General features: G+C 29.9%; 17 protein-coding genes and 2 tRNA genes. 8 read left to right on the top strand and 11 right to left on the bottom strand.

Translation table 4 applies throughout. The features are described from left to right. A partial coding sequence (locus tag OF377_RS02845; protein ID WP_263836376.1) for a Vmc-like lipoprotein signal peptide domain-containing protein occupies nucleotides 1-682 on the bottom strand: 682 nt, incomplete at its 3' end. Between the two features lie 202 nt (nucleotides 683-884). On the opposite strand from OF377_RS02845, the gene OF377_RS02840 reads away from it, so the two are divergent. The 6 genes from OF377_RS02840 (at nucleotide 885) to OF377_RS02815 (ending at nucleotide 10,436) form a co-directional block, all read left to right on the top strand. Continuing rightward, nucleotides 885-1,919: an iron chelate uptake ABC transporter family permease subunit gene (locus OF377_RS02840; RefSeq protein ID WP_263836375.1), complete on the top strand. Its 1,035-nt coding sequence runs from the start codon at nucleotides 885-887 to the stop codon at nucleotides 1,917-1,919. Continuing rightward, nucleotides 1,919-2,971, top strand: a complete 1,053-nt coding sequence (locus OF377_RS02835) for an iron ABC transporter permease (protein ID WP_263836374.1) — start codon at nucleotides 1,919-1,921, stop codon at nucleotides 2,969-2,971. The genes OF377_RS02840 and OF377_RS02835 overlap by 1 nt, the downstream gene beginning before the upstream one ends. Before the next feature lie 15 nt (nucleotides 2,972-2,986). Continuing rightward, nucleotides 2,987-4,546: a Vmc-like lipoprotein signal peptide domain-containing protein gene (locus OF377_RS02830; protein WP_263836373.1), complete on the top strand. Its 1,560-nt coding sequence runs from the start codon at nucleotides 2,987-2,989 to the stop codon at nucleotides 4,544-4,546. Between the two features lie 104 nt (nucleotides 4,547-4,650). Beyond that, nucleotides 4,651-4,884 carry a preprotein translocase subunit SecG gene (secG, locus tag OF377_RS02825; protein WP_263836372.1) on the top strand — a complete coding sequence of 78 codons (234 nt, stop codon included), beginning with the start codon at nucleotides 4,651-4,653 and terminating at the stop codon, nucleotides 4,882-4,884. Next, the gene (rnr, locus tag OF377_RS02820) at nucleotides 4,884-7,115 is read left to right on the top strand and encodes a ribonuclease R (protein WP_263836371.1); all 2,232 of its coding nucleotides are present in this window, start codon (nucleotides 4,884-4,886) and stop codon (nucleotides 7,113-7,115) included. Before secG ends, rnr begins: the two co-directional genes overlap by 1 nt. Before the next feature lie 96 nt (nucleotides 7,116-7,211). Continuing rightward, the gene (locus OF377_RS02815; protein WP_263836370.1) at nucleotides 7,212-10,436 is read left to right on the top strand and encodes a hypothetical protein; all 3,225 of its coding nucleotides are present in this window, start codon (nucleotides 7,212-7,214) and stop codon (nucleotides 10,434-10,436) included. A 97-nt stretch (nucleotides 10,437-10,533) separates the two neighbouring features. Here the strand turns inward: OF377_RS02815 and OF377_RS02810 are convergent. The 9 genes from OF377_RS02810 to OF377_RS02770 all read right to left on the bottom strand — a co-directional run bounded on the left by OF377_RS02810 (nucleotide 10,534) and on the right by OF377_RS02770 (nucleotide 20,834). Beyond that, nucleotides 10,534-10,609, bottom strand: a tRNA-Ala gene (locus tag OF377_RS02810). Between the two features lies 1 nt (nucleotide 10,610). Next, nucleotides 10,611-10,687: transfer RNA gene (locus OF377_RS02805), tRNA-Ile, on the bottom strand. Between the two features lie 128 nt (nucleotides 10,688-10,815). Continuing rightward, nucleotides 10,816-12,600 (bottom strand): ABC transporter ATP-binding protein, encoded by a 1,785-nt coding sequence (locus OF377_RS02800; RefSeq protein WP_263836369.1) that lies wholly within the window; start codon nucleotides 12,598-12,600, stop codon nucleotides 10,816-10,818. Further along, on the bottom strand, nucleotides 12,590-14,395 hold the full coding sequence (locus OF377_RS02795; RefSeq protein WP_263836368.1) for an ABC transporter ATP-binding protein: 1,806 nt from the start codon (nucleotides 14,393-14,395) through the stop codon (nucleotides 12,590-12,592). The genes OF377_RS02800 and OF377_RS02795 overlap by 11 nt, the downstream gene beginning before the upstream one ends. Further along, nucleotides 14,323-14,760, bottom strand: coding sequence for an SsrA-binding protein (smpB, locus tag OF377_RS02790; protein WP_263836367.1), 438 nt, complete (start codon nucleotides 14,758-14,760; stop codon nucleotides 14,323-14,325). Before smpB ends, OF377_RS02795 begins: the two co-directional genes overlap by 73 nt. Nucleotides 14,761-14,832: 72 nt before the next feature. After that, nucleotides 14,833-17,373, bottom strand: a complete 2,541-nt coding sequence (gene gyrA / locus OF377_RS02785; RefSeq protein WP_263836366.1) for a DNA topoisomerase (ATP-hydrolyzing) subunit A — start codon at nucleotides 17,371-17,373, stop codon at nucleotides 14,833-14,835. A gap of 17 nt (nucleotides 17,374-17,390) precedes the next feature. Beyond that, a complete protein-coding gene (gene gyrB, locus OF377_RS02780) occupies nucleotides 17,391-19,340 on the bottom strand; it encodes a DNA topoisomerase (ATP-hydrolyzing) subunit B (RefSeq protein WP_263836365.1) in 1,950 nt (649 codons plus the stop codon). Nucleotides 19,341-19,362: 22 nt separating this feature from the next. After that, nucleotides 19,363-19,590, bottom strand: a complete 228-nt coding sequence (locus OF377_RS02775) for an RNA-binding S4 domain-containing protein (protein WP_263836364.1) — start codon at nucleotides 19,588-19,590, stop codon at nucleotides 19,363-19,365. 98 nt (nucleotides 19,591-19,688) lie between these two features. After that, nucleotides 19,689-20,834, bottom strand: coding sequence for a DNA polymerase III subunit beta (locus OF377_RS02770; RefSeq protein ID WP_263836363.1), 1,146 nt, complete (start codon nucleotides 20,832-20,834; stop codon nucleotides 19,689-19,691). A 432-nt stretch (nucleotides 20,835-21,266) separates the two neighbouring features. Here OF377_RS02770 and pth point away from each other — a divergent pair, with 432 nt between their 5' ends. Together pth and tilS are read left to right on the top strand one after the other, a co-directional pair. After that, on the top strand, nucleotides 21,267-21,830 hold the full coding sequence (pth, locus tag OF377_RS02765) for an aminoacyl-tRNA hydrolase (protein ID WP_263836362.1): 564 nt from the start codon (nucleotides 21,267-21,269) through the stop codon (nucleotides 21,828-21,830). After that, nucleotides 21,802-23,049, top strand: coding sequence for a tRNA lysidine(34) synthetase TilS (gene tilS, locus OF377_RS02760; protein WP_263836361.1), 1,248 nt, complete (start codon nucleotides 21,802-21,804; stop codon nucleotides 23,047-23,049). The genes pth and tilS overlap by 29 nt, the downstream gene beginning before the upstream one ends. On the opposite strand, the gene mnmA is transcribed toward tilS, so the two are convergent. Next, nucleotides 23,042-24,175, bottom strand: a complete 1,134-nt coding sequence (mnmA, locus tag OF377_RS02755) for a tRNA 2-thiouridine(34) synthase MnmA (protein ID WP_443080798.1) — start codon at nucleotides 24,173-24,175, stop codon at nucleotides 23,042-23,044. The two genes, tilS and mnmA, sit on opposite strands and share 8 nt — an antisense overlap. Nucleotides 24,176-24,198: the final 23 nt, after the last annotated feature.

The following is a 24,198-nucleotide window of genomic DNA, read 5'->3' as shown; positions in this document are numbered from 1 at the left end:
TAGATGTTGAAGTTGTACCTGTACTTGTAGCACCTTCTTGATTATTAGATTCTTGACTCGGTTGTTGAGATTCGTTTTGACCGTTTCCTGTTGATGATGAACCACTTTCTTGTTTGCTACTAGATGTCGTAGGTGCTGTTTCAGAAGTTTGTTTTTCTGTTTCAGATGGTTGTTTTTCTGTAGTTGTTTCAGTTGGATTTTTTACATCACTAGTTGTTGATGTTTTATTTTCTGATGTTTGTTTTTCTGTTTCATTTGTTGTACTAACTTCATCAGTTTTTTCTTTTTCTGCATTTGTTTTGTCAACATTTTGTTTGTTACTTTCGCTTGCATTTGAGTCTGTGTTTTCAGGTTTCTTATTTTTATCTTTAATGCCTTGAACTTTTAGTTTTAAATCAGCCAATGCATCCTGAACTCCTTTAGTATCAGCACCCTTTTCCTTAAGAATCTTATCTACCTTTTCCTTACTCTCAGTTAAAACTTTGTCTAATTCAGCTTTTAAGGTTTCGTCATTCTTATAAGCTTCATCATTTTTAACACTTGCAACAAATTTGTTGTAATCACTAACTACAACAGGTAAGTTTTTTTCTGTATGGCAAGATGCAGCAATACTTGCACCAACCGCTAATACAGCAACTGTTCCTAATGATGAAATTAGGATTTTTTTATTAATTTTTTTCATAATTATTCCTTTTTTATAATATTGTTTAAAAACTTATGTTTTTTAAATCTAGTTATTATTATAACATTTGAAATATTTAAATTTGATACATAAATAAGATAAAAAATTCCATTTTTTTGTTCTTATAGTTCCTAAAACAGGTTATTTTTTTGCATTTTTACTATAATGAAAATAATTTAAGGAACAAAAGGAGTAAATATTTTTGCATACAAATGTACCAAAATTTAAATTTGATCTCCAAAAATTTGAAGATTCACTGTGTAAAAAAAAGCATTTAAATAAGTGGCAAATTGTTCTTTTAATTTTCACTTCAGTTTTTGCTTTTCTCTTTTTGGTAATCAACATTTTTTTTGACGGTAAATCCTTAAATAATTTGGAACTTTTGTTTTCAAGTAACCCTTATGATGTTGGTCTTTATACTTTTGCGCCAATTAGTAATTTTATTGTTGGCTTTTGTTTAAGTTCTGCATCCATCGCCATTACCGTCACAACCAAAAACGTTTTAAGTGGACCGACAACACTTGGTTTCACCCCAATGATTATTCTCGCTAACACTAGCACTTTTCTGATTTCAATTGAGGAAAAAACAATAACTGCGCTGCTCTATGTGTTTAGTTTGTTGTTTTGTTTCGCTTTGATTGCAACTAATTTTGTTCTAACAAAGGGGAATATCCAAAACGCAGGTTTTAAACCAATTTTAATTTCATTCGCAATTGGCGCAACTGTAACCGCTATCAATATTGTTGTAATATCACAGATAAATGATCTAAAACGAGATTTTGCAACGTATGTTGGTTTCACTGTTTATCCAGCTTCACTCACCAAGTTTTTAGTAAGTAATATTCTAATGATTGTTACAACGATAATTTTATTTATTTTATCGACACGTTTAAATGTAATTAAAAAAGATTTTCTTTTAGCTAAATCTCTAGGGATTCGGGTAAACCTAATTTATTGAATGGTCGCTATTGGGTTAGTTATTATTACTGTTTCTGCATCAATGTTAATTGGAATTGTTGCGTTAATTGGTGTTGTTATCAACATTATTATTAATAATATTTTTAAATATTCAAGTATCACACAACAAATGTTTTATGCAGGACTATTTGGATCGGTTGTTTTATCTTTTGCTGGATATTTTTCAGAATTCCTTGCCGGAACTCGCGAAATTGTCATTGCCATACTGGCCATTCCCACATTTATTTATGTGCTATTTAAGAGAAAGAATAAAACATAATGCTCATTAAACCAAATCAAAAAAACCATTTATTCAAAAAAGCGTGAAATGCAGCGTGAAATTTTAAAAACCCATTACAAGTAATTAATCGTCGTAGTTATTTAAAAACTTTTTTAAATGTCTTCTTTACAATTATTATTTTCATCATTATTTTCTTCTGAAATCAAAATTGAATTTGAAATCCTAAAGAAATAATTAGACACATCATGGTTGCCAAACTTTTTTTAACAGGTGTTACTCTTGGGTTAAGTGGTTATTTAGTGCAAACACTAACTAATAACCGGTTTAGTGACACTTCAATTTTAGGAATAGGAAATATTAATTTATTAGGCTTAATGGTTTTCATTCAAGTTATCGGTTTTAAAACTGTAACCCCCGAAAAATTTGATTTACTAATTGCCTTACAACCTATATTATTTTTTATTTCTCCCTTCCTTTTGATGATTGTTTATTATTTTGCTTCACGAGAAATTAGTAGTTTTAATTTCAAAAAAATGATTATTGCAGGAATTTTAATTAACTTTCTTGCAATTTCGCTTGCAAGTATTTTAAAGAATCATTTAGGCGAGTTGGGCAAAATTTTAATTAACAATCTTTCGTTTGGAACAGTTGGGGTAGGAAGCGGCAATTTTATAAACACCTTCTACATCGCTCTTGCTTTAATTATTGTTGGTCTGTTAATCGTTTTTATACTTGCGAATAAAATCAAAATTATTGTTGCTAACCAACAAATTGCTAGTCAATTAGGAATTAAAGTCAATCTTGTTTCGATGTTAACTTTAATTGGGATTTGTTTGATGGTTGGTGCTAGTTACTCGCTTAATGGAAATCTAGTTTTCATTGGTTTAGTTGCGGGTAATATCGCTCGCAAGATTAATCGAAACAACTATAAATCAGGAATGGTCAGTGCATGCTCAATCGGTTCTAATATCTATATGATTGCATTTGCTTTCTTATTTTTAATATTAAATATTTCCGAAAGCTGAGTTAATCTAGCCGTTCCCTTGATGATATCCCCTTATTTTATACTAATGATTTCAAAAAAAGATTAAAAAAGGAGTTAGTTTATGACTAAAAAAAATAAAAAAATTATCTTGGCATCACTTGGTGCCTTCGTAGGTATTGCAAGTATTACCTCAATCGCTGCTGCTTGTAAGCCAGTACGTTCAGAAAACCAGGTAGAAGTTATTAAAGGCTTACTATCTAAGACCGAAAAAGAGGATGGTGTTGAAGTTAATTTATGAAAAAATTGATGAAACTCACCATTTGCTCAATTATTATCTTTAGCTAAAGACTTAGATAAGGCAATTGATTTAAATAAATCATCTACCTTCAAACCTTTAATTGCAGCTAAGCAACACGAGGATACTTTTGAAAAAGAAGCTATCAAACAAATTGCAAAAATTAAAGCTGATATTAAAATGTATGCTAATTCACCATTCTGAAAGAAATTACGTGACCAAAACACAACTGTTGGATTTACAGCACGTGGTGGCGAATCAAGTTTAGATGTTAATATCATGAACTCATTCGGCTTATTGCAACCAGCTGAAAACCCTTTACTATATACTTCACCTGACTTCGATGATCTTCCGGGTTTAGGAATGAAATTCCCTACTCCAAATAAGGAAGGAATTAGTTTGTTAGACTCTTGATATTCTTTTGGTTGAAAAGCTTCATCTGATGATTCAGCTGATGTCAAGGCGCAAGCTGTTAAAAATATGATTGCTGCTTTTTCAAATAAATTTAACAAACTAGTTTATGTTTATAATGATGGTCAAAAAACTGATGCGTATACAGGTGCATTGGATAGAAACTTTGAAACGACACTTGCGAACACAAAAAACTTTTTACCAACTCGTTTAGTTCAAGGTAATAAACCAGAAAACGTAGTCTTTATGGGTCGTTCAGGATGAATTGCAACTTATGGAATCGTTGGAATGCATTGATTATTGCGTGAATATTCTCGTTTATTAGGAATGCCTGAAGCCGAATTAAAAGATTTAATGAGTAAAGAACAATTTAAGGTTAACAAAAATCCAACTGCATTATTTTCTGAAGATGACTTAATGACCAAAAATGTTGACGGTAAAATGATTAAAGTATTTAAAAGCGATGATGTAAATCCTTGAAAAAACCAAAAACGTCCAGACAAAACTGATATTAACTTCTGAGTTACATCAGTTCATACTTTAGACCAGTCAATTGTTTTAGGTGTAAGACCAAATATTTTTATTGAAGGTAAATTATCAACTTCAGGACACGACCGACCTACAAGTATTAATTACCTTTACAAAGAATCAGGGGAATGAATTAAAGAACTTCCACGATTTGGTAGTCGTAATGAAGCCGAAAAAGCGGTTGATGAATTAAAAAACACCCATAATGCATTAATTTACGCTTTAAATGTAAACACAATGACTTCGGGAACACATAATTTAACTAAAGATGGAAACATTATGAAGAGTGAAAACTGAGGTCCTGAATACCCTAATTTAATCCCGAATATCGCTTGAACTTCTCGTCGTTTCCGTACTGAAGACCGTTTAAGTCCGGCCAATGAAAAAGATACACAACTTGCAAGTTTGACAGGTTATGAAGCTTACAAAAAAGCAATGAAAAAATAAATTTTAAAATTCATTAAAAATATGTTGAAACTATAACCTTGTGGTTATGGTTTTTTCTTTATATAGTGTATAATTAAAGGATATACGTTTAAAAGAGGAAAAATATGGGTCTGACAATAACTTTGATTTTATTAAGTATTCTTGCATTAATTATCGGTTTATTACTATCACGAACATCATCAACTGGTGGTTTGTCAAGTTTAAATGGTCAAGACCTTGAAATCTTTCAAAAAACAAAAGACCGTGGTTGAATCAAGGGGTTTCAAGTCTTTATGTTTTTATTAACTATCACATTGATTCTCATTGTGATTATTTACAAAGCAACGAGTAACGCATAATGAACCAACAAACTAATTTACGAACTTTATTATTTGATATTATCAGTAAAGAAAACTATAAACCAATCCCTCCGCGCATTTTAGTTAAAAAAGCGCTTAAACACAATCCAAAAATTAAAAGCAATATTTATGAAACAATTAGTCAACTTGTTGCAGATTGCAGTTTTCGCCGTTTAGATAACGGATATCTGATTTTAAATTATATGGATTATGAATTTGATGAATCACAAACCTTTACTGGTGTGTTGTCAATCAACTCACGAGGTGATGGTTTTATTCGTCTCGATGATTCTGAAACTGATTTTTATGTTAACAAAAAATACTTAAATGGAGCACTTAAAAAAGATCATGTTGAGTTTGTTAGGTTAAAAAAAGAACCCCAACGAGATAATTTATATGATGTCGCAATCACTAGAATTATCCAGCACACCAAAGATTATTTCACAGGACTTATTCAATACGATAAAAATGAATTAAAAGTCGTTTGCGATGAATCAACTTTTTATTTAAATATTATTTTAGATCCTTATAAAGGTTTGGTTACTGGTCATAAAATCCTTTTTCATGTTTATAAAAGCGATCAACATAATGCGTATGCACGTGTTGAAATGGTCATTGGACATGTTAACGATATTGGTGTTGACATTTTATCAATTGTTTATGACAACAATATCAAACCAGAATTTAATCCTGAGGCTGAAAAAATTGCAAATGATGCAACTTTTTTTCTTGATGAACACCAAACTAAAATCCGTCGTATTCTTAATGATCGAGAGATCGTCTCTATTGATCCAAAAGGATCCAAAGATATTGACGATGCTGTGTTTGTCCAAAAGTTACCCAAGGGAGTTAACGGAAAACAATTTTATTTCTTAAGTGTGAATATTGCTGATGTTTCATATTATGTTCAACCCGATACCATTCTTGATCAAAATGCATTCGAACGTAGCACCTCTATTTATCTTGTTGACCGAGTAATTCCGATGCTACCACATAACTTATCAAATAATATTTGCTCACTAAACCCTGGTGTTCAAAGAATGGCAATAACGTGCGATATGATTATTGGCGATGATGGAAAAGTTGTTTTTGAGGATGTATATCCGTCAGTGATTACTAGTAAATATCAAATGTCTTATGACGAAGTTAACGATTTCTTTGAGGAAAAAACAAGTTTATCTGAATACGTTATATCTGTGCATCAGATGTTATTAGAAGCAAAAGAGTTGCACCATATTTTACGTAATAAAAAAATGAATAATGGTTATGTTAATTTCGAAGTTAAAGAACCAAAAATCATCCTTGACCAAAATAACAAAATTATTGATATTCAAGTTAAAGAACAAAAAACAGCTCAAATGATGATTGAAGATTTTATGGTTGCAGCCAACGAAGCTGTTACTCGGTTTGTTGATAAACAAATTAATTTTCAAAACAATCCCAGCCTAATTACTAAAACCGATGAATATTTATTAGGTAATATTAAAACACCTTTAAACTTCATTTATCGTACCCACGACAGACCGCAAATTAAAAAGCTAGAATTCTTTGCGATTGAAGCCAAAAAACTTGGTTTCAAAGTTAATGAAGATTTCTTAAATATTGATGAAAAATCGATTTCTAATTGATTAAAAGAAAACGAAAACCACTATAATTTACCATTAATTTCTAAATTATTATTGCGTTCAATGGAAAAAGCAACATATTCAACAAACAATATTGGTCACTTTGGTTTAGCGTCCAAACAATATACTCATTTTACATCACCAATTCGACGGTACTCCGATTTAATTGTCCACCGGATTCTTTGGTCGTTTATTTTTGATCACAACGCATATACTGATCAACAACGCGAACAACTAATGAATCGATTAAAAGAAATTAGTGATCAGTGTAATGAAAAAGAAATTAACGCAGTTCGCACTGAACGCGACGTTAATAGTATGAAGTTTGCAGAATATATGTCAGAGCACTTAAATAAAGAATATAATGCTGTAATCTCTTCGGTAAATACATTTGGCGCTTTTGTGGAACTAGAGAATACCATTGAAGGTTTAATTTCTGTTAAATCTTTAAAAAATGATTATTATAATTACGTAAAAGAAAATAACACATTAGTTGGAGAAAAAACACAATCAATTATTACCGTAGGTAAAAAGGTTCGTGTTCGTGTTATTGGCGCTAACAAAGTTACTCGTAAAATTGATTTTGAGCTAGTATCATTTCTATAGAAAAGACCAAAACAGGTCTTTTCTTTTTTTTAAAACATAATTATAAGAATTGTTTTTCTGCTAAAATATTAAAAATTATTTTTGATGGAGTATTATATGATTAAAAAACATTTACTAAAAATAACAGGTTCAACCCTTCTCTTGTCATTGGTGATAACGCCAATTATTACCAGCTGTACACAAAACAAAGAAGAAAAAACACCAAAACAAGACTTGTTAAAACAACAAAGTAATGAAATACAAAATAAAATAAAAAAGAAAAATCCTAACATTAAACCAGAAACTACACCACAAGAAAATCAACAAACAAAAAATGAACTACCCAATCATTCGGCTTCTAAACCAAATTCTACTGTAAACCCTAAGATTGTAGAACCACCTAAAGATAAAAACGGGGCTAATCCAAATGAAAATCAGAATGAGACGCCTAAGACAAAACTAAATCAATCAAATGAAAATCAGAACTCAAAAGAACCAGAATCAAGCGAGGAAACCAATAATTTAACTAACAAAGAGTCAATTAAATTAGTTAATATTCAATCTAAATATATTCAAACAAGATCTGCACAACTTTTGTTTTATATTAATAAATTATCTGAAAACGACCGTATATCATTGTTGTTAGTAAATAAAAACAACAATGATGAAGTTTATAATTTTCAGGCAGCTAATAAAGATTATACAAATAACCAAATAACATTTAATCTTGAAAATCTAAACGAACAATCAACATATATTGTTAAATCCCTTCAAGTTAATAATCAAGAGTTGATTAATGATGTAAATAGTCAATTTAGTTTTGTAACAACCTCATCTGCTACAAATAATCTTTTTTCAATCAAAGAAATTACCGTTAACAATATTACAGATTCTGACGCAATAGTACATATTGAATTTGATCAGCATATTTTACAAAATACTAACGACATATCTTTTTTCTTAACAATCAATAACAATAACTTAGAACATTTTTTTGGGGCATATAATTATGATATCGGTTCCAGCATCCTAAACATTCCTGTTCATAGTTTATATTTTGATGAGAATTATGAAATAACAAAACTAGAACTGAATAATGAACAAATTCCTATTCCCAAAAAATATACATTTAAGACTAAAATGTGAAATAAACCATTAGAGGTCGAACATATCACCAGTCATATTATTAACGAAAAACAGGTAGATTATTTAAACTTATCATTAGATATTCCCAATGTTTTTAGCTTTCAAAAAGCAGCATATAACGCTTTATTAAAATTTAAGGACATTGCAAATGATGAAGTTGTTAATGTTAATTTAAATCTTGACAAGGAACAAAATAATGGTTTTAAAAACATTAAAATTCTTTTAACAGATACATACACTGATAATGAGGATAGTGATAATGGTTACAAATACGTTCTTTTAAAAAATCACAAATACCAACTAATATCTCTAGAGATTGGTGATCAAACTAAAGATCAATTTTATGATTTTAAAATTACAACTAGTAATCAAAACAAGCAAGTTATTAGTACGGAAATAAACACAATACGTTATGAAAATTTTGTTTACAGCCAAAGTGAAAATAGCTATCAATTAGGAGTTAGTTTTAATAAAGAATTACCCGAAAATTCAAACGTTAAACTTGAATTATCTTCATCTTTTGGGGGTCTTTACGAAGTTAATCTAACTAAAATATCAGATAATAATTTTTATTCCGGCGCTTTTGTAACAGAAAGCACACCACCTGGCACCTATTATTTAAAAAATATTTTCGTAGACAATGCTCTTGTTTATTCTAATTCCCAAAATATTAAAAATAATAAATTTATTATAGCTGAACCTATAACAACAGAACCAATGATTAAAGCTATTAGTAGTAAGCTACTAAATAATGGAATAACAAGACGTGTTTATGTCGAATATATAAAAGATTTTGATAATGTTTTAGATTTTCAAAATGGTTTTATTCCTGATTTAGTGATCAAAAATGCAGATAATCAAGCGAATAATATTACACTAACAAATGGTAATTTAATTATTGAAAATGGCGTTAATTATTTAGTTTACGATACCAATTATTTACAAGAAAACGCAACCTATAATTTTTATAAACTTTTGTTTCCTAACAAAACAATAACAACAAATAATTTAAGTTTTACCACTTCTTCAACTAATAAAACAATTTTGTCTGTTGAACAATTGAATAACTTAATTAACAACCTTTCTTCACTTGAACTTAATAAACGTTGGTGAGCAAGTGGAATTAAACAAAAACTTTCACAAAATAACAGTTTTCTTAACTATATTTTACCTAATTTCGAAAATATCGATTTAAGAACAACTGATATTGATTTTCAAATCGATGAAACCGACCCTTTTTCTAACGAAAATGAACGGAACGGAACGTTGTCGGTTACCTTAAAACTAAAAAGCGGAACCAATTACTCAGAATCGAAAACTTTGCCAATTATAAACCTTTATTCTGAGGCATGAATCCAAAAAAATAAAAACAATAAAAATTATTTTGCTAATTTAATTAAGATCACTAACCAAGGTCGAAAAACACAAAGCTATACTATTGATCAAATATTTAAAAACTTTATTAATCCCGATGATCTAGATTCATCATTAGGTGGAAAGCCATCAGTTGCAATTAATATTGATAATCTTGAATTAAATAAACTAATTAGCATTGACGAATCATTACGAACATTTGACCAAACAAAAGTTAAAATTTACTTTGCTAAATATATAGATACCGAAGGTGTATTCAATCAAAAACAAACTACCTTTCTTGCGATGCTTGGTTTCATCCAATATAAGCTTTTATTTCAATTTGATTTCGATAACAATGAAGCTAAATATACGAATCAGGTTCAACCACTTTATTTAGGTGGTTTTAATAATTATGATAATGCTTTGCAATTTGATCTATTTGAAATGCTTAAAGCACATTTTGAAAAACCTTATAGCTATAATGATATTATCAACGAGCAATATGGCTTAAAAGAAGATGTTACACTTAATGCGGATGAAATAATTGAAGCAATCAACCAAACCGATGTAAGCAACAGATGAAAAAAAATTAATGAGTTCTATTATTTAAACCGGTTTATTAAGACATTAAGTAACTATGTCAAAAACAGTTATTACCCGCCAATTAAAATGGATAACTTTGGTTTAATAATTAAATCAATTAATAAACAAAAATACGGTTTAAACACCTTTATTAATTTAGAGGTTCAAATTGTTCCACAGCTTTCTAATTTAGATAATTCAAATAATTATTCAAAAGAAAGTAGAACATTCCATATTAAATTACTTAATAACAACTAATACAAAATAAAAAGAACCACTTGTCTATATGACTGTTTTTTGGTTCTTTTTTTAATTGAATAAAAAAACTAACCCAAAGGTTAGTTTTGAAAGTTAATGGTGGAGACGAAGGGGGTCAAACCCTCGACCTCCTGAGTGCAAATCAGGTGCTCTATCAATTGAGCTACGTCCCCATGGTGGAAGTAAATGGACTCGAACCATCGACCTCACCCTTATCAGGGGTGTGCTCTAACCAGCTGAGCTATACTTCCAAATACACCATATTATTATAGTGTATTTTTTGTTAAAAAACAAGTATTTTTCTATTTTTTGTTAATAGAACATTTTAATACTTATCCAATAATTATATAATATTCCTTAATTTCTTTGTTATTAAAATCTAGTTGTTTGCTTTAAAAAGTGCCTGATAACTTTTGTTTGTTGCTAGCAAGCTTTGGTGCGTCCCAACGCCAACAATTTGTTTGTTGTTAATCATTACAATTTTATCAGCATCAATAATTGTTGATAAACGGTGAGCAATTACAATTGCTGTTTTATTTTTAATTAATTTTTCCATTGCCAATTGAACGAGTTTCTCTGTTTGCCCATCAATGTTTGATGTAGCTTCATCCAGAATAATAATCGGAGCATTACGCAACATCGCGCGAGCGATTGTAAGCAATTGTTTTTGACCATTTGATAAACCATGTTTTTCATCAATAATCGTATCATATCCATTTTCTAAATCAATAATAGTTTGGTGAATACCTACTGATTGGCATATTTCTTCAATTTGATTCATCGTTGCTTCGGGTTTAACAATTAAGAAATTATCTTTAATTGAACGCTTAAACAAATATGGTTCCTGTAAAACACTAGTTAAATATTGGCGAACGGAGTCACGTTTTTTATTCAATATTGATTCATTGTTAAATAAAATGTCCCCTTGATTTGGGTCGTAAAAACGCATAATCAAACTAATTAGTGTTGTTTTTCCACTACCAGTTGGACCAATAATTGCTGTTTTCTTATTCTTAGGAATTACAAGATTAATATCCTTTAGGACATCATCATCCTTATATTTAAAAGACATATTTTTTATTTTAATCTCAATTCCACCGTCATTATTAATTTTTAATAACATTGACTCATCTTTTTCTTTTGGCATTGATAATAACTCATAAATCTTAAAAAATGCAGTTTTTCCACTAATTGTATTTGGTGCTATTTGCACAACATCTGTCACGTATTGACCTCATAAAATAGTACTAAAAGACAAAGTTACTAATGGTGCAAAATTTGGCACTTGCTGAATAATACCATTAATTGATTGCTGAATGAAATTACTCATAAAACCTGATGGCAAATGTACATTGTGCATTGTAAATAACAAATAACTAAATGCTATCGATGCGACCATTAAGCGGTTTGCCGCAACACTTAAAGGAAATGGTAATATACTTAAGAATTCCGAATTAATTCATGTTTTTTGAATATTATTAATTTTGTTTTTATATTCGTTTATAAAATATTTTTTAGCATTGTAATCATTAATGGTGTTTCTTGTTCGAATCATTTCTTCTACATAATCATTAACTTGCCCTGTTACGTCACGAGTTTTTTTCTTATAAAGATATGCCTTTTTAAAGATGATCAAACTAGGTAGCATAATTATCCCATAAACAGCGATAGATATTAGCATTACATATGGGTTAATTACCATTAGTGCAATTCCGAACCCAATTCCACCAATAACAAGTGCATTCATTTTTTCATAATACATAGTCAGTGAATTTTTAATCATTTGCGGATCCGTTAGTGCTTTTGTAAATAATTCTCCTGGTTTATTTTGTTCGAAAAAACTAATACTTAATAATTTTAATTTTTGATTAATCGTCATAGCTAAATCATTTTCGATTTTGTGTGCAACCTTATTGGATAGAAACATAATCCCAATATCAAATAAGGTCATTAGCAGATAACACATAATCGCAAAACCAAGAAAATACAAAAAGAAATATTCAATATTCAAAGCGTAGTTAGTCATTGTTGTCTGCATCAAAAATGCAGATCCAACATATCCAAGAATGTATAAAATTGTTAAAAAAGTTATTCCTAAAAAATATTTTTTATAATCTTTAAAATAAAACTTTATTAGGATACGGTTAATTTGTTTATTGTTCATAATTCTGCACCACATTGTAACTTTGTGTTTCATACATTTCTTGGTAAAATGGACAAGTTGCTAATAAAGTTGCACTATTTCCGAAACCAACAATTTTACCTTCATCAAGAACCAAAATTTTATCACAATCTTCTACATTGTTAATACGTTGAGAAACGATGATTTTTTGTTCAAAATTATCTAATGTTTTTAAACCATCCATAAATGCCTTTTCAGTTAACACGTCTAGTGCGCTTGTTGCATCGTCAAGAATCAATAAACTAGCATGTTTGCTAATCGCTCGAGATAATGCAATTCGCTGTTTTTGCCCACCCGATAAATTTGTTCCTTTTGTATTAATGACTGTGTTTTCTTTGTTTTTCAATAATGAAACAAAATTATAAGCTTGTGCTATTTGCAAATTCTTGATAAATTTTTCTTTGTCATAAGACACATCACCCATGCAAACATTATTTTTAATGCTATCGTTAATTAATGTAGGTCGAGCATCACAGTATGAATACTGATGTTTTCAGTATTCATAATTAATTTCTTTTAGATCGGTACCACCGATTTTAACAACTCCGCTTGTTGGTTGGAGTTTATGGGTTAATAAATATAATAACGTTGTTTTTCCAGAACCCGTTTTTCCAATAATACCCAGTGTTTCGTTTGCAGACAAACTAAAACTAATATTCTCTAACACTTTTTTATTTTGATCAGGATAACTAAATGATACGTTTTCAAATACAATTGATTTGTTCTTAACATTTTTTACACCAATATAATCAATTTTGGGTTGATAACGTAATAAACTATTTACCCGATTAAAATTAATTAATGAACGCATAAACATTTGTAACGATCCTGATGTAATGAAAATTCCTAAAACTAAAATATTAGTTGCCTGAAAAATGGGATAAATATTTTGGTAGGGTACTTTTGGTTGTGCATAAAACATAATCACTAAAATAATAGGTTGAATAATAAATGATAATTTAGTGATCAAAACAATTAGCAAAAATAATAATCTAAAACTTTTTTCCGAATGTTTTTTATAATTGTTTCATTGATTTTTTAAATCATTTAAAAAGAAACTTTGTAATACAAAATTCTTAATTGTTTGATAACCATTTGTATAATCCGTTGTCAAACTAATTACCTTGTTATTTTCTCTTGTCATTATTTCGAAACCTTGTCTAATTCAACGAAAGAAAATTGCTTCAATCCCAAAAATTAACAACATAAAAGAAAAAATTGTTAATCAAACACTATATGTTTGATAACTGATAATAATTAATGCAACAAATCCACCAATTAAATAAACAATACCGATTAGCAATCCTCTTGTTAAAGCACGCACTCCATCCTGGATTCGTGCTGTATCGTTAATTGTGATTGTTAGTAGTTTTTCTTCGCTAAAATAACTTTCATCCGCCTTACTAAAATCAAGTGTTTTATTTAAAATACTTAGCTGCAAACTCTTAGTTAAATTAACATCTACAAGGACAGATAAATAATTTCCTAGCATAGCTAATATTGCTCAAATAATCACAAGCGTAAGCATAATTAAAGAATTAATTAATAAATTGCTTTGACCGTTGTCTTGTAAATTTGAATCAAAACTATTCTGCATAGCTTTCATTACAATCGGTGATACCACCATTACACCCACTTGAATTAAATTTAAGAAAACAACAATTGCAATTAATCATTTTGAACGCTTATTAAGCGTGTTCCAGATTAATGAGAAAAGACGTGTTTTTTGATTTCCCGATTTTGATCTTGTTTTTTTAGATCCAAACGTTTGTCCCATAATTTTTTTCCTTTTCCTAGACCAACTAAAATTTTAATCTTGTTGTTTTTAAAATAAAGCTTTATTGGCACGAGATTAATTCTTTCAGTTTTTTGCCAATGTGCAAATTTAATAATCTCGTTTTTATGTAATAATAATTTCCTTTTACGTAGCGGATCATGTTCCTTGTGTTGAGCAAAATGATACATAGCAACGTGCATTTGGTAGATATAAGCTTCATTGTTTTTAATCATAATATAGGCTTCATTAATAGATGCATCATTGTTAATAATTGATTTTACTTCACTTCCCATTAAAGCTATTCCTACTTCAATAGTATCTGTAATCTCATAATTCCGATACGCATTTTTATTAGCAACATTCATTGATTTTACCCCCAAATATACAAACAAATTAACTTAACTTCCGTTAAGTTAATTTGTTGTTCTTTATTTAAATTATGCCGAAATTATTTCTTCACTTGTTTCTTGTATATTTTCGGTTTCTTCTAAATCGCCTTCGTCGTCCGTTTTTTTAAAGACAGTAATTGATTTAATTGCTTCTTTTTTCTCATGATCTAAATTAATCAGTTTCACTCCTGAAGTATTACGTGATTGTACGCTAATACCTGCAATTGGAATCCGAATTACCTTATTCGCATTTGTCATAATTAATAAATCTTCATCATTATTTACTAATTTAATCGCAACCAATGCTCCTGTTTTTTCGTTAACATTTAACGTTAACACACCTTTAGTTCCCCGGTTAGTAACATTGTAATTTTCAACACTTGTTAATTTCCCAATACCATTCGCCCCTACTGCGAGTACGAAATCACCTTGGGATAACAAACCAGCTTCAAGGACAAATTCATCATCAGTCAAACTAATCCCTTTAACACCAGCCGTATTTCGCCCCATCATCCGAACTCTTTCTAAGTCAAAACGCACAACTTTTCCGTTACTCGCAGCAATAAATAAATTATCATTTTCTCCTGCTTGTAAGACTGCAACTAGTTTGTCATTTTCGTTTAGTTTAATAGCGATTTTACCACGTGTTGGGATATTTGCATATTCTTTCAAATCGGTTTGTTTAACAATTCCTTTAGAAGTAGTAAAAACTAAAGAACCTTGTTCATAGTTATTAATTGCAATAAAAGTTAAAATGCGTTCTTGTTTTTCGATTTGTAAGAAATTTAAAGCCATAACTCCTTTTGCTGTACGTGAACCTAATGGAATTTGGTGACCTCGAATACGATACACTTTTCCATAATCTGAAAATAATAAAATATCTTTATGGGTGTTTGCGATTATAATTTTTTCCACATCATCGTCATCGTAAGTTTTAGCACCAATAACTCCTACGCCACCCCGGCGTTGAGCACGGTATGTATCAACATTTAAACGTTTAAAGTATCCACGTTTTGACATTGTAATCACAATATCTTCTTGAGGAATTAAATCTTCTTCCTTGATTGATGAACTAATTCCATAAACAATTTCACTTCGGCGTTCGTCACCAAATTTTTCAACCAAATAATCAAGGTATTCAACAATAATACTTACCTGACGATCGTAATTGCTTAAAATGTCCTCTAAATCAGCGATAATTGCTAATAACTCAGCGTGTTCTTTTTTAAGTTTATCAATATTTAATCCTGTCAATGAACGAAGTTTCATTTCCAGAATTGCACGTGCCTGAATTTCACTTAAATCAAATGTTTTTTGTAATGTAGTCATCGCAACATCATCATCGTTTGATTGCTTAATAATCCTTACAACATCATCAATATTATTAACTGCAATTACCAAACCATCCACAATATGGATTCTGTCTTTCGCTTTATTTAAATCAAATTTCGTTCGACGAACTAAAACATCAATTTGGTGTTCAAAGTAATATTTAATTAATTCTAATAAATTTAAAATTTTTGGTTCGTTATTAACTAACGCTAAATTATTAACACTAAAATTTGTTTGTAACGGTGTTTGTTTGAATAATTTATTAATTAAAACTTCTGGAATAACATCACGTTTTAGTTCAATCACAATTCTAATTCCATCACGCGACGATTCATCACGTAAATCAGAAATCTCATCAACTTCCTTATTGGTTACTAATTCCACAATTTTTTCAATTAATGTTTGCTTGTTCACCATATAAGGAATTTCTGTAACAATTATTGCTTGTTTTCCATGTGATAATTCCTCGATTTCGTATGTACTACGAATCGTTACTGAACCACGACCTGTTGCAAAATAATTATTAATTCCATCATCCCCGTAAATTAAACCACCAGTTGGAAAATCTGGTCCTTTAATTACAGTTTTTAATTGATCTATACTAACATCATGATTCAAAGCGTACATTTTAATCGCTGCACACACTTCAGTTAAATTATGAGGCGGCATATTTGTGGCCATACCCACCGCAATTCCAGTCGTTCCGTTGACTAATAAATTAGGAAAACCTGATGGAAGAACGGTTGGTTCTGATTCTGAACCATCATAGTTTGGTGCAAAAGCAACCGTTTCTTTATCGATATATTTTAATAATTCATTGGCAACTCTTGATAAACGAGCCTCTGTATAACGCATTGCAGCTGGTGAATCACCATCTATTGAACCAAAATTACCGTGACCATCAACTAGTAAATAACGTAGTGAAAATTCCTGTGCCATTCGCACAATTGTCGAGTAAACTGCACTATCCCCATGTGGATGATACTTCCCAATAACATCCCCAACCCAACGAGCTGATTTCTTATAAGGTTTATCATGTGTCATTCCGTTTTCATACGCTGCATATAACGCACGACGATGTACTGGTTTTAAACCATCCCGCACATCCGGTAATGCACGTGATACAATAACTGACATTGCATAGTCAAGAAATGACGTTTTAACTTCCTTAACAATTTGGTGATCAATTATTTTAGATACGGATAATTGTTCACGAATTTGTTCGGTTGTTAAACGACTTTTTTTAGTTTTTTTCATTGTTGACCCTCTCTTGATTAAGCATCAATATTCTTAGCATATTTAGCATTTTTAGCAATGAAATCTTTTCTTGGCAAAACATCATCACCCATTAGTAAAGAGAATGTTTTATCAGCTTCTGCCGCATCTTCTACATCAACCTTTAATAACATACGGTTTTTTGGATCCATAGTTGTTTCTCATAATTGTTCAGGGTTCATTTCTCCCAACCCTTTGTAACGTTGCAGATTAAAACGCGTTGTTCCAATCGTTTTTTTAATTTCATCTAGCTCTTTTTCTGTGTAGGCATAAGTTACTTTCTTACCATAACTAACTTTGTAAAGCGGTGGTTGAGCAATATAAACATTTCCTTTTTGAACCAGCTCTAGCATATAACGATAAAAGAACGTAAGTAATAAAATTCGAATATGTGAACCATCGACATCCGCATCGGTCATAATGATAATTTTGTTATAACGTAATTTCTCGTAATTAAATTCAGTTCCAATTCCTGCGCCGATTGCAGTAATCATATTTTGAATTTCTTCATTTCCAAAAATCTTTTCAATTTTTGCTTTTTCAACATTAATAATTTTCCCTTTTAAAGGTAGAATCGCTTGATATTCTCGTTCTCGTCCAGTTTTTGCAGAACCACCGGCTGAATCCCCTTCGACAATATATAGTTCAGTCACTGATGAATCACGATTTGAACAATCAGCCAGTTTTCCCGGTAAAGAATTTGATTCGAATGGAGATTTTCTACGTGTAGCTTCTCTCGCTTCGTTAGAACGACGCCGTGATTCTGCTGCAATTTTTGCTTTATTAACAATAATTTTTGCTTCATCTGGGTTTTCATTCATAAACTTCTCAAAAACACTTGATGCAACATCATTTACAAATGGACGAACTTCACTATTTCCTAGTTTTTTCTTAGTTTGACCTTCGTATTGTGGATTTGGGTGTTTTATCGAAACAATCGCTGTTAACCCTTCAACTACGTCGTCCTTCGTAAATTTTTCATCTTCCTTGATGAATTTTTTATCCAGTGCATAACGATTAATAATTTTAACAATTGCTAATTTAAAACCTTCTTCATGTGTTCCACCTTCTGTAGTGTTAATGTTGTTACAAAATGAATGTACAGATGGAGTGTATGAAGTGCTATATTGGAAAGCGAGATCACAAATTACATCATAAGTTTCATCACCATTATGCGCTTTAACAGTTCGTTCTTCTTCACCGAAAACTACCGTTTCAAACAATGGTGTTTTTTGTTCATTCAGATCCTTGATGTACTCAATTAATCCACCTTCAAACAATCACTCTTCTTTTGCGTTAGTAACTTCTGATTCAAATTGAATTCGAATTCCTTTATTTAAGTAAGCTAACTGCTTAAGCCGGCTAATGATTTTCATCTCATCTCAGTCATTTTTTTCCATAATGGTGAAATCAGGAAAAAATTCAATTGTTGTTCCGTGTTCTTTTTCATCATTTTCTTTAATAACACGCAATGGCTCAACAGCATGACCACCGTTCAAAAATTGTACATAGTGTACCGAGTGGTTTTTATTAACTCATACTTCGAAAGATTCACTCAACGCGTTTACACACGATGCACCAACACCATGCAACCCTCCAGACATTTTGTACGCATCATTATCAAATTTTCCACCAGCATGCAAAACAGTTAAAACAGTTTCAACACCTGATTTACCTGTTTTTTCGTGAATTCCTACTGGAATCCCACGACCATCATCTTCCACGCGAATTGCATTGTCTTTAGTAATTGTAACCCGTACATAACTTGCATATCCACCCATAGCTTCATCAATTGAGTTATCCACTATTTCTCAAATTAAATGATGTAATCCCTCAGATTGTGTACTTCCGATGTACATCCCAGGTCGCTTACGTACAGCTTCCAAACCTTCTAGAACTTTAATACTTGACGAAGTGTAATCAATTTTTTGTTGTTTGTCCTCAGTCATTTGATACCCCTAACTCTAATTTTTAGTTATCTGCACTTTGTGATAACACGATTTGAAATACTTGATCATCGATCAGAACTTTATCATAATCATAAAGTTTACGACCGCGACGTTCATCATGTTCGTTATTAACTAAAACTCGGTTGTGCATTAAAAAAAATTTAACCTCTGAGCCAGAACTAACGAAGTTTGCTAGTTTTAAAAATTGACCTAAGGTTATGTATGGTGTGTTTATTAAAACTTTTTTCATTAAAAATCTATTTTCTTCTAGATAACAAAAAATTATATTTGTGTAAATATACTTTTATTATATCATGGTGCTTAATTTTTAATATATATAAATATATATTATTCCTTGATTAATGAAATAATTTGCTTAAAATCAGGATCTTTTTCATCAACAAAGACAATAATATTTTTATTTTTATCTTTGTTGATAATAATTTCATCATGACTAAAACTTTTAAGTACACTCGCTAAAATCATTGGATTAATTTTAACACTCACATCGCTATCCGTATAATTTGAGATTTCAACTTGCTCTTCGAGATTTCCGATTTCATAAGTTTGGAATTTTAGAAAAGCATAATTTCCTTTAATTTCCATAGACATCTTAGGTTTTTTTTCTTGAGTCATAATAATCATTCCACGCTCAATTACTTCTAAGAAACTTTGTTTTGAGAAACTAATTTTAAATTCTAATAAATTTTCTGGAACGTCAAAAAGGCTTGTAATTTTTGGGTATTCTCCATCAATGGCCTTAGTTAGTAAAAATGCATCATTAAAAGCGAAAACAAGATTTTTGTCTTTCATATATAAATTAATTTCGGTATTATTGTTTGCGTTATTTTTTAAAACATCCAAAACAATCCGCATGGTTTGATAACTAACAATAAAATTGTATCCTTGTCTATCAAATGGTTTATTTAACATTGCTGCTCGAATTTTATCCGTTCCCAAAATAGTTATTTTACCTTCAGTTGTTGTTGTATTAATATTCACCCCAGCAAAACTTAGCATTTTTTCTGTTCCATTTAAATTCGGAATCACAGGTAATATTTTATTGTTAATTTCATTAAAAATTTGACTCGATAAATTAACTTGCTCGTAGTTTGCTAAATTTAAATCAAACATAGGAAAAGACTGTAAATCAATTGTGTTAATTTGTGTTTCGAAGTTTTTGGTTTTAATAATTAATGTATTATTATCAACAAGGCTTAAAATTATTTTTTCGTCTTTAACTTTATTAATTAACCCATAAATAATTTTTGCATTTACCAACAAAGCAAAATCATTACCATCAGTTTCAAAGTCATCTTTTGGAATATAAAAAAAACTTGATATTTGGGTATTTGTTGCTTTAACTTCAATTTTATTGTCTTTTAAACGTATCATCACTCCATTTAAAAATTGGTTTAGAGCGTTTAGATTTGCGATCGTCGTGTTAAATTTAATCGCTTGTATGAAAATTTTAGTTTTAATGATTAATTGCATATTACATCCACCTTGCTATATACTACTAATTTTATTATGAATATTTTACTTATTAATAATATTTACCCAGAATACCAAATTTTTATAGCTATCGTTAATTTTTTTGATTAATATATTATTTTATTAATATTTAATTTATTATTCACTATTACTATTATTATAGGCTCTGTCTAAAAGTCAATAACTCATTATAAAGCCAATTCATCAGGGTTTTACGAATAAAAGAATGTCTATAAGTGTTCGATAACACTGTTGAAACATAGTCAAAGAATGATTAAAACTTTTAATAAAATTTATTGAAAATACCAATTATAAACAAGAAAATAATTTTTTTCTCCGGCAAATTGTTTTTCTAAATTTTAATTAATTGCGAAAAATAACAAAAAAGTTTAAAGTATATAAATAAATAACTAATTTAAGGATATTAAACTGATGGATAAATATTTAATAGTGGGACTAGGGAATCCTGGTTCTAAATACACACATACCAGACACAATATTGGTTTTGTTTGTCTAGATTATCTTTTGGATACTTTGGATTTGAAGATTACAGATCATAAATTTAATGGTGATTTCACAAAAACGATTCTAGATAACAAAGTTGTTTATTTTGCTAAACCGACAACTTTTATGAATCTAAGTGGTGAATTTGTCAGTAAATTTATTAATTTTTATGAAATTCCCAGGGAGAATGTTTTAATCATCTATGATGACGTTGATACCAAAGTTGGTTTTTTTAAGATGCGTTTAAAAGGTACTTCAGGTGGACAAAATGGAATGAAAAACATTTTGTTACATTTTCCTAATAATGAATTGAAACGAATACGTGTAGGAATTGACAAGATGAAGACTGGTGATTTAGCAAATTATGTTCTTTCTCGTTTTAAACGCGAGGAATTCGCTCTTATCCAACCGGTTATTAACAAAATAACAAAAGCAGTTTTACAATGACTTAGAGGTGATAGTTTTGAAAAAGTTATGAGCACAAATAACTAATTGATTTAAGCCAAAGATGTATGCTGCAGGGGTTTCTGGTGGCCCTGATTCAATGGCTATGCTAGACATGTATAAAAAACAAATTAAGGTTGTTTGTCACGTTAACTACCATATGCGTTCAGAAGCGGATGACGATATGCAAATTGTGATTGATTATTGCAACCGATTTAAAATCAAATATGAAGTTTTACATGTTAATGAGGAGGTTTTAAAAAAATTTAATCATATTAATAATTTTCAAGCAAAAGCACGAGCTATTCGCTATGCATTTTTTGCTGAAATCGCTAATCAATACGGACTTAATGGTGTAATGATTGCTCATAACCAAGATGATTTCTTAGAAACAGCGTATATGCAAAAACAACGTAATTCTAAATCACTGTTTTACGGAATTCGCTCAAAAATAATTATTAACAATACTCTGATCTATCGTCCAGTTTTACAATTGCGTAAATCAGCGCTTTTACGTTATTGTATTGAACAAAACATTCCCTACGGAATTGATAAAACAAATTTTAAGGATATTTATGAACGAAATCAGGTCAGAAAGACAATTGCAAGTTGGGATCATGCTAAAATATTTGCATTTCAAAAAGAAATTAATCGCTATAACAAAACTCACGAAGCACAAAGTATTGTAATTGATAATACATATGCTATTTGATCGAAAAAATTATTTGATTATGATTTTTTTAAAGTTCAATCGGACACATTACAATATTATTTACTTTTTTATTTTCTAAACGAAAATAAAATTACAAATGTAAGCGAAAACAAAATTACTGGTTTAATTGAATTTTTGAATAAGAAAGACATTGCTAATAAGCAATACCGTTTAACAAACGATTTGTTTTTAACTATTAATAAAGAAAGCAATTTAGAAGTAATTATTGACCCAAAAACTGATCAATCTTTAATTGAAACATTTATCGATAATAACGAGCGAGATTACCATGAAATTTACCAAAATAAATTTATTGAATTCAAGGATAAACATTACCCATTAGCATTCTATTTATCTTTAAGTGATCATGAAAAATATCAACTAATCAAGGAATGATTAGTTGATATTGGTATTAAAGAACCTACAGATTATCATATTTTTCCATTAAAAATTTTTATGGATCAAAAACCCGCACCAAATGTGAAGTATAAAATTAATGATGAATTATTTATTTTTATTAACCAAAATGGATATTTTAAAGTAGCAACTAGTTAATTAACTGGTTGTTTTTATAAACTTCCGCAATTACTCCGCCGCCAAGACAAATTTGATCTTGATAAAAGACGGCATATTGTCCTGGAGTAATTGCTCGAGCATCTGGATATTTAATCATAATTTCGTTATTTTCTAAAAAAATAATATTTTCAAGATCGATCAAAGCTTGACGATGACGAAAACGAACTTGCAAAGGTAAATGTGGTTGAAAGTTTTGGTTTCAATTTAAATTAGTAATTTTTGCTTGATTAGAATTTAAATATTGGTCTTCTAGTTCGCTTGGTGCAACGTAAATGATTTTATTTTGTAAATCTTTTTTGCAAACAAACATTTTTGCCTTTTGGCCACCAAGATGTAAACCCTTATTTTGGCCGATAGTATAATACATTGTTCCAATATGATTTCCAATTTTTTTGTTGCTAGTAATATCGATGATATCTCCAGGTTGGTTAGGAATATAGTTGTTCATAAATTGGACAAAATTTCGCTCACCGATAAAACAAATTCCAGTTGAATCCTTTTTATTAAATGTTTTCAAACCATGTTCTTTAGCAATTGTTCGCACTTCTTGTTTTGTTAAATGACCAATAGGAAACAAAACGTTTTGTAGTTGATTTTGATTTAAATTGCATAAAAAATATGTTTGATCCTTGTTTTCATCAACTGCACGCAATAATATTGAACCGTTATCAGTGTGCTTTATTTGAGCGTAATGTCCCATCGCAATGAAATCACAATCAAAATGTTTTTTGGCATAATTTAAAAAAGAATCAAATTTGATATATTGGTTACATAAAATATCAGGATTGGGTGTACGGTTATTTTTGTATTCATTTAAAAAATGAGCGAATACATTGTCTCAATATTCATTGATGAATTCGACTGTATGGAACTCGATTCCAATTGTTTCTGCAACTTTTTGAGCGTCCAATAAATCTTTCTGATTATCACAACCATGGGCCTGTTGAGAAACAAAATTTAATTCTTGATTAACACTAGCATCTCAATTAGTCATAAACAAACCAATGACATGATAACCTTGTTGTTTTAACAAAAGTGCTGTTACAGATGAATCGACCCCACCACTTAATCCTACAACAACTTTTTTTGGTTTAGTTAACATAATATATCCTTGATTATATTCTTATA

Source organism: Ureaplasma sp. ES3154-GEN (assembly GCF_025780075.1).
Classification (GTDB): domain Bacteria; phylum Bacillota_I; class Bacilli_A; order Mycoplasmatales; family Mycoplasmoidaceae; genus Ureaplasma.
This window is presented reverse-complemented; position numbering and strand designations above follow the sequence as displayed.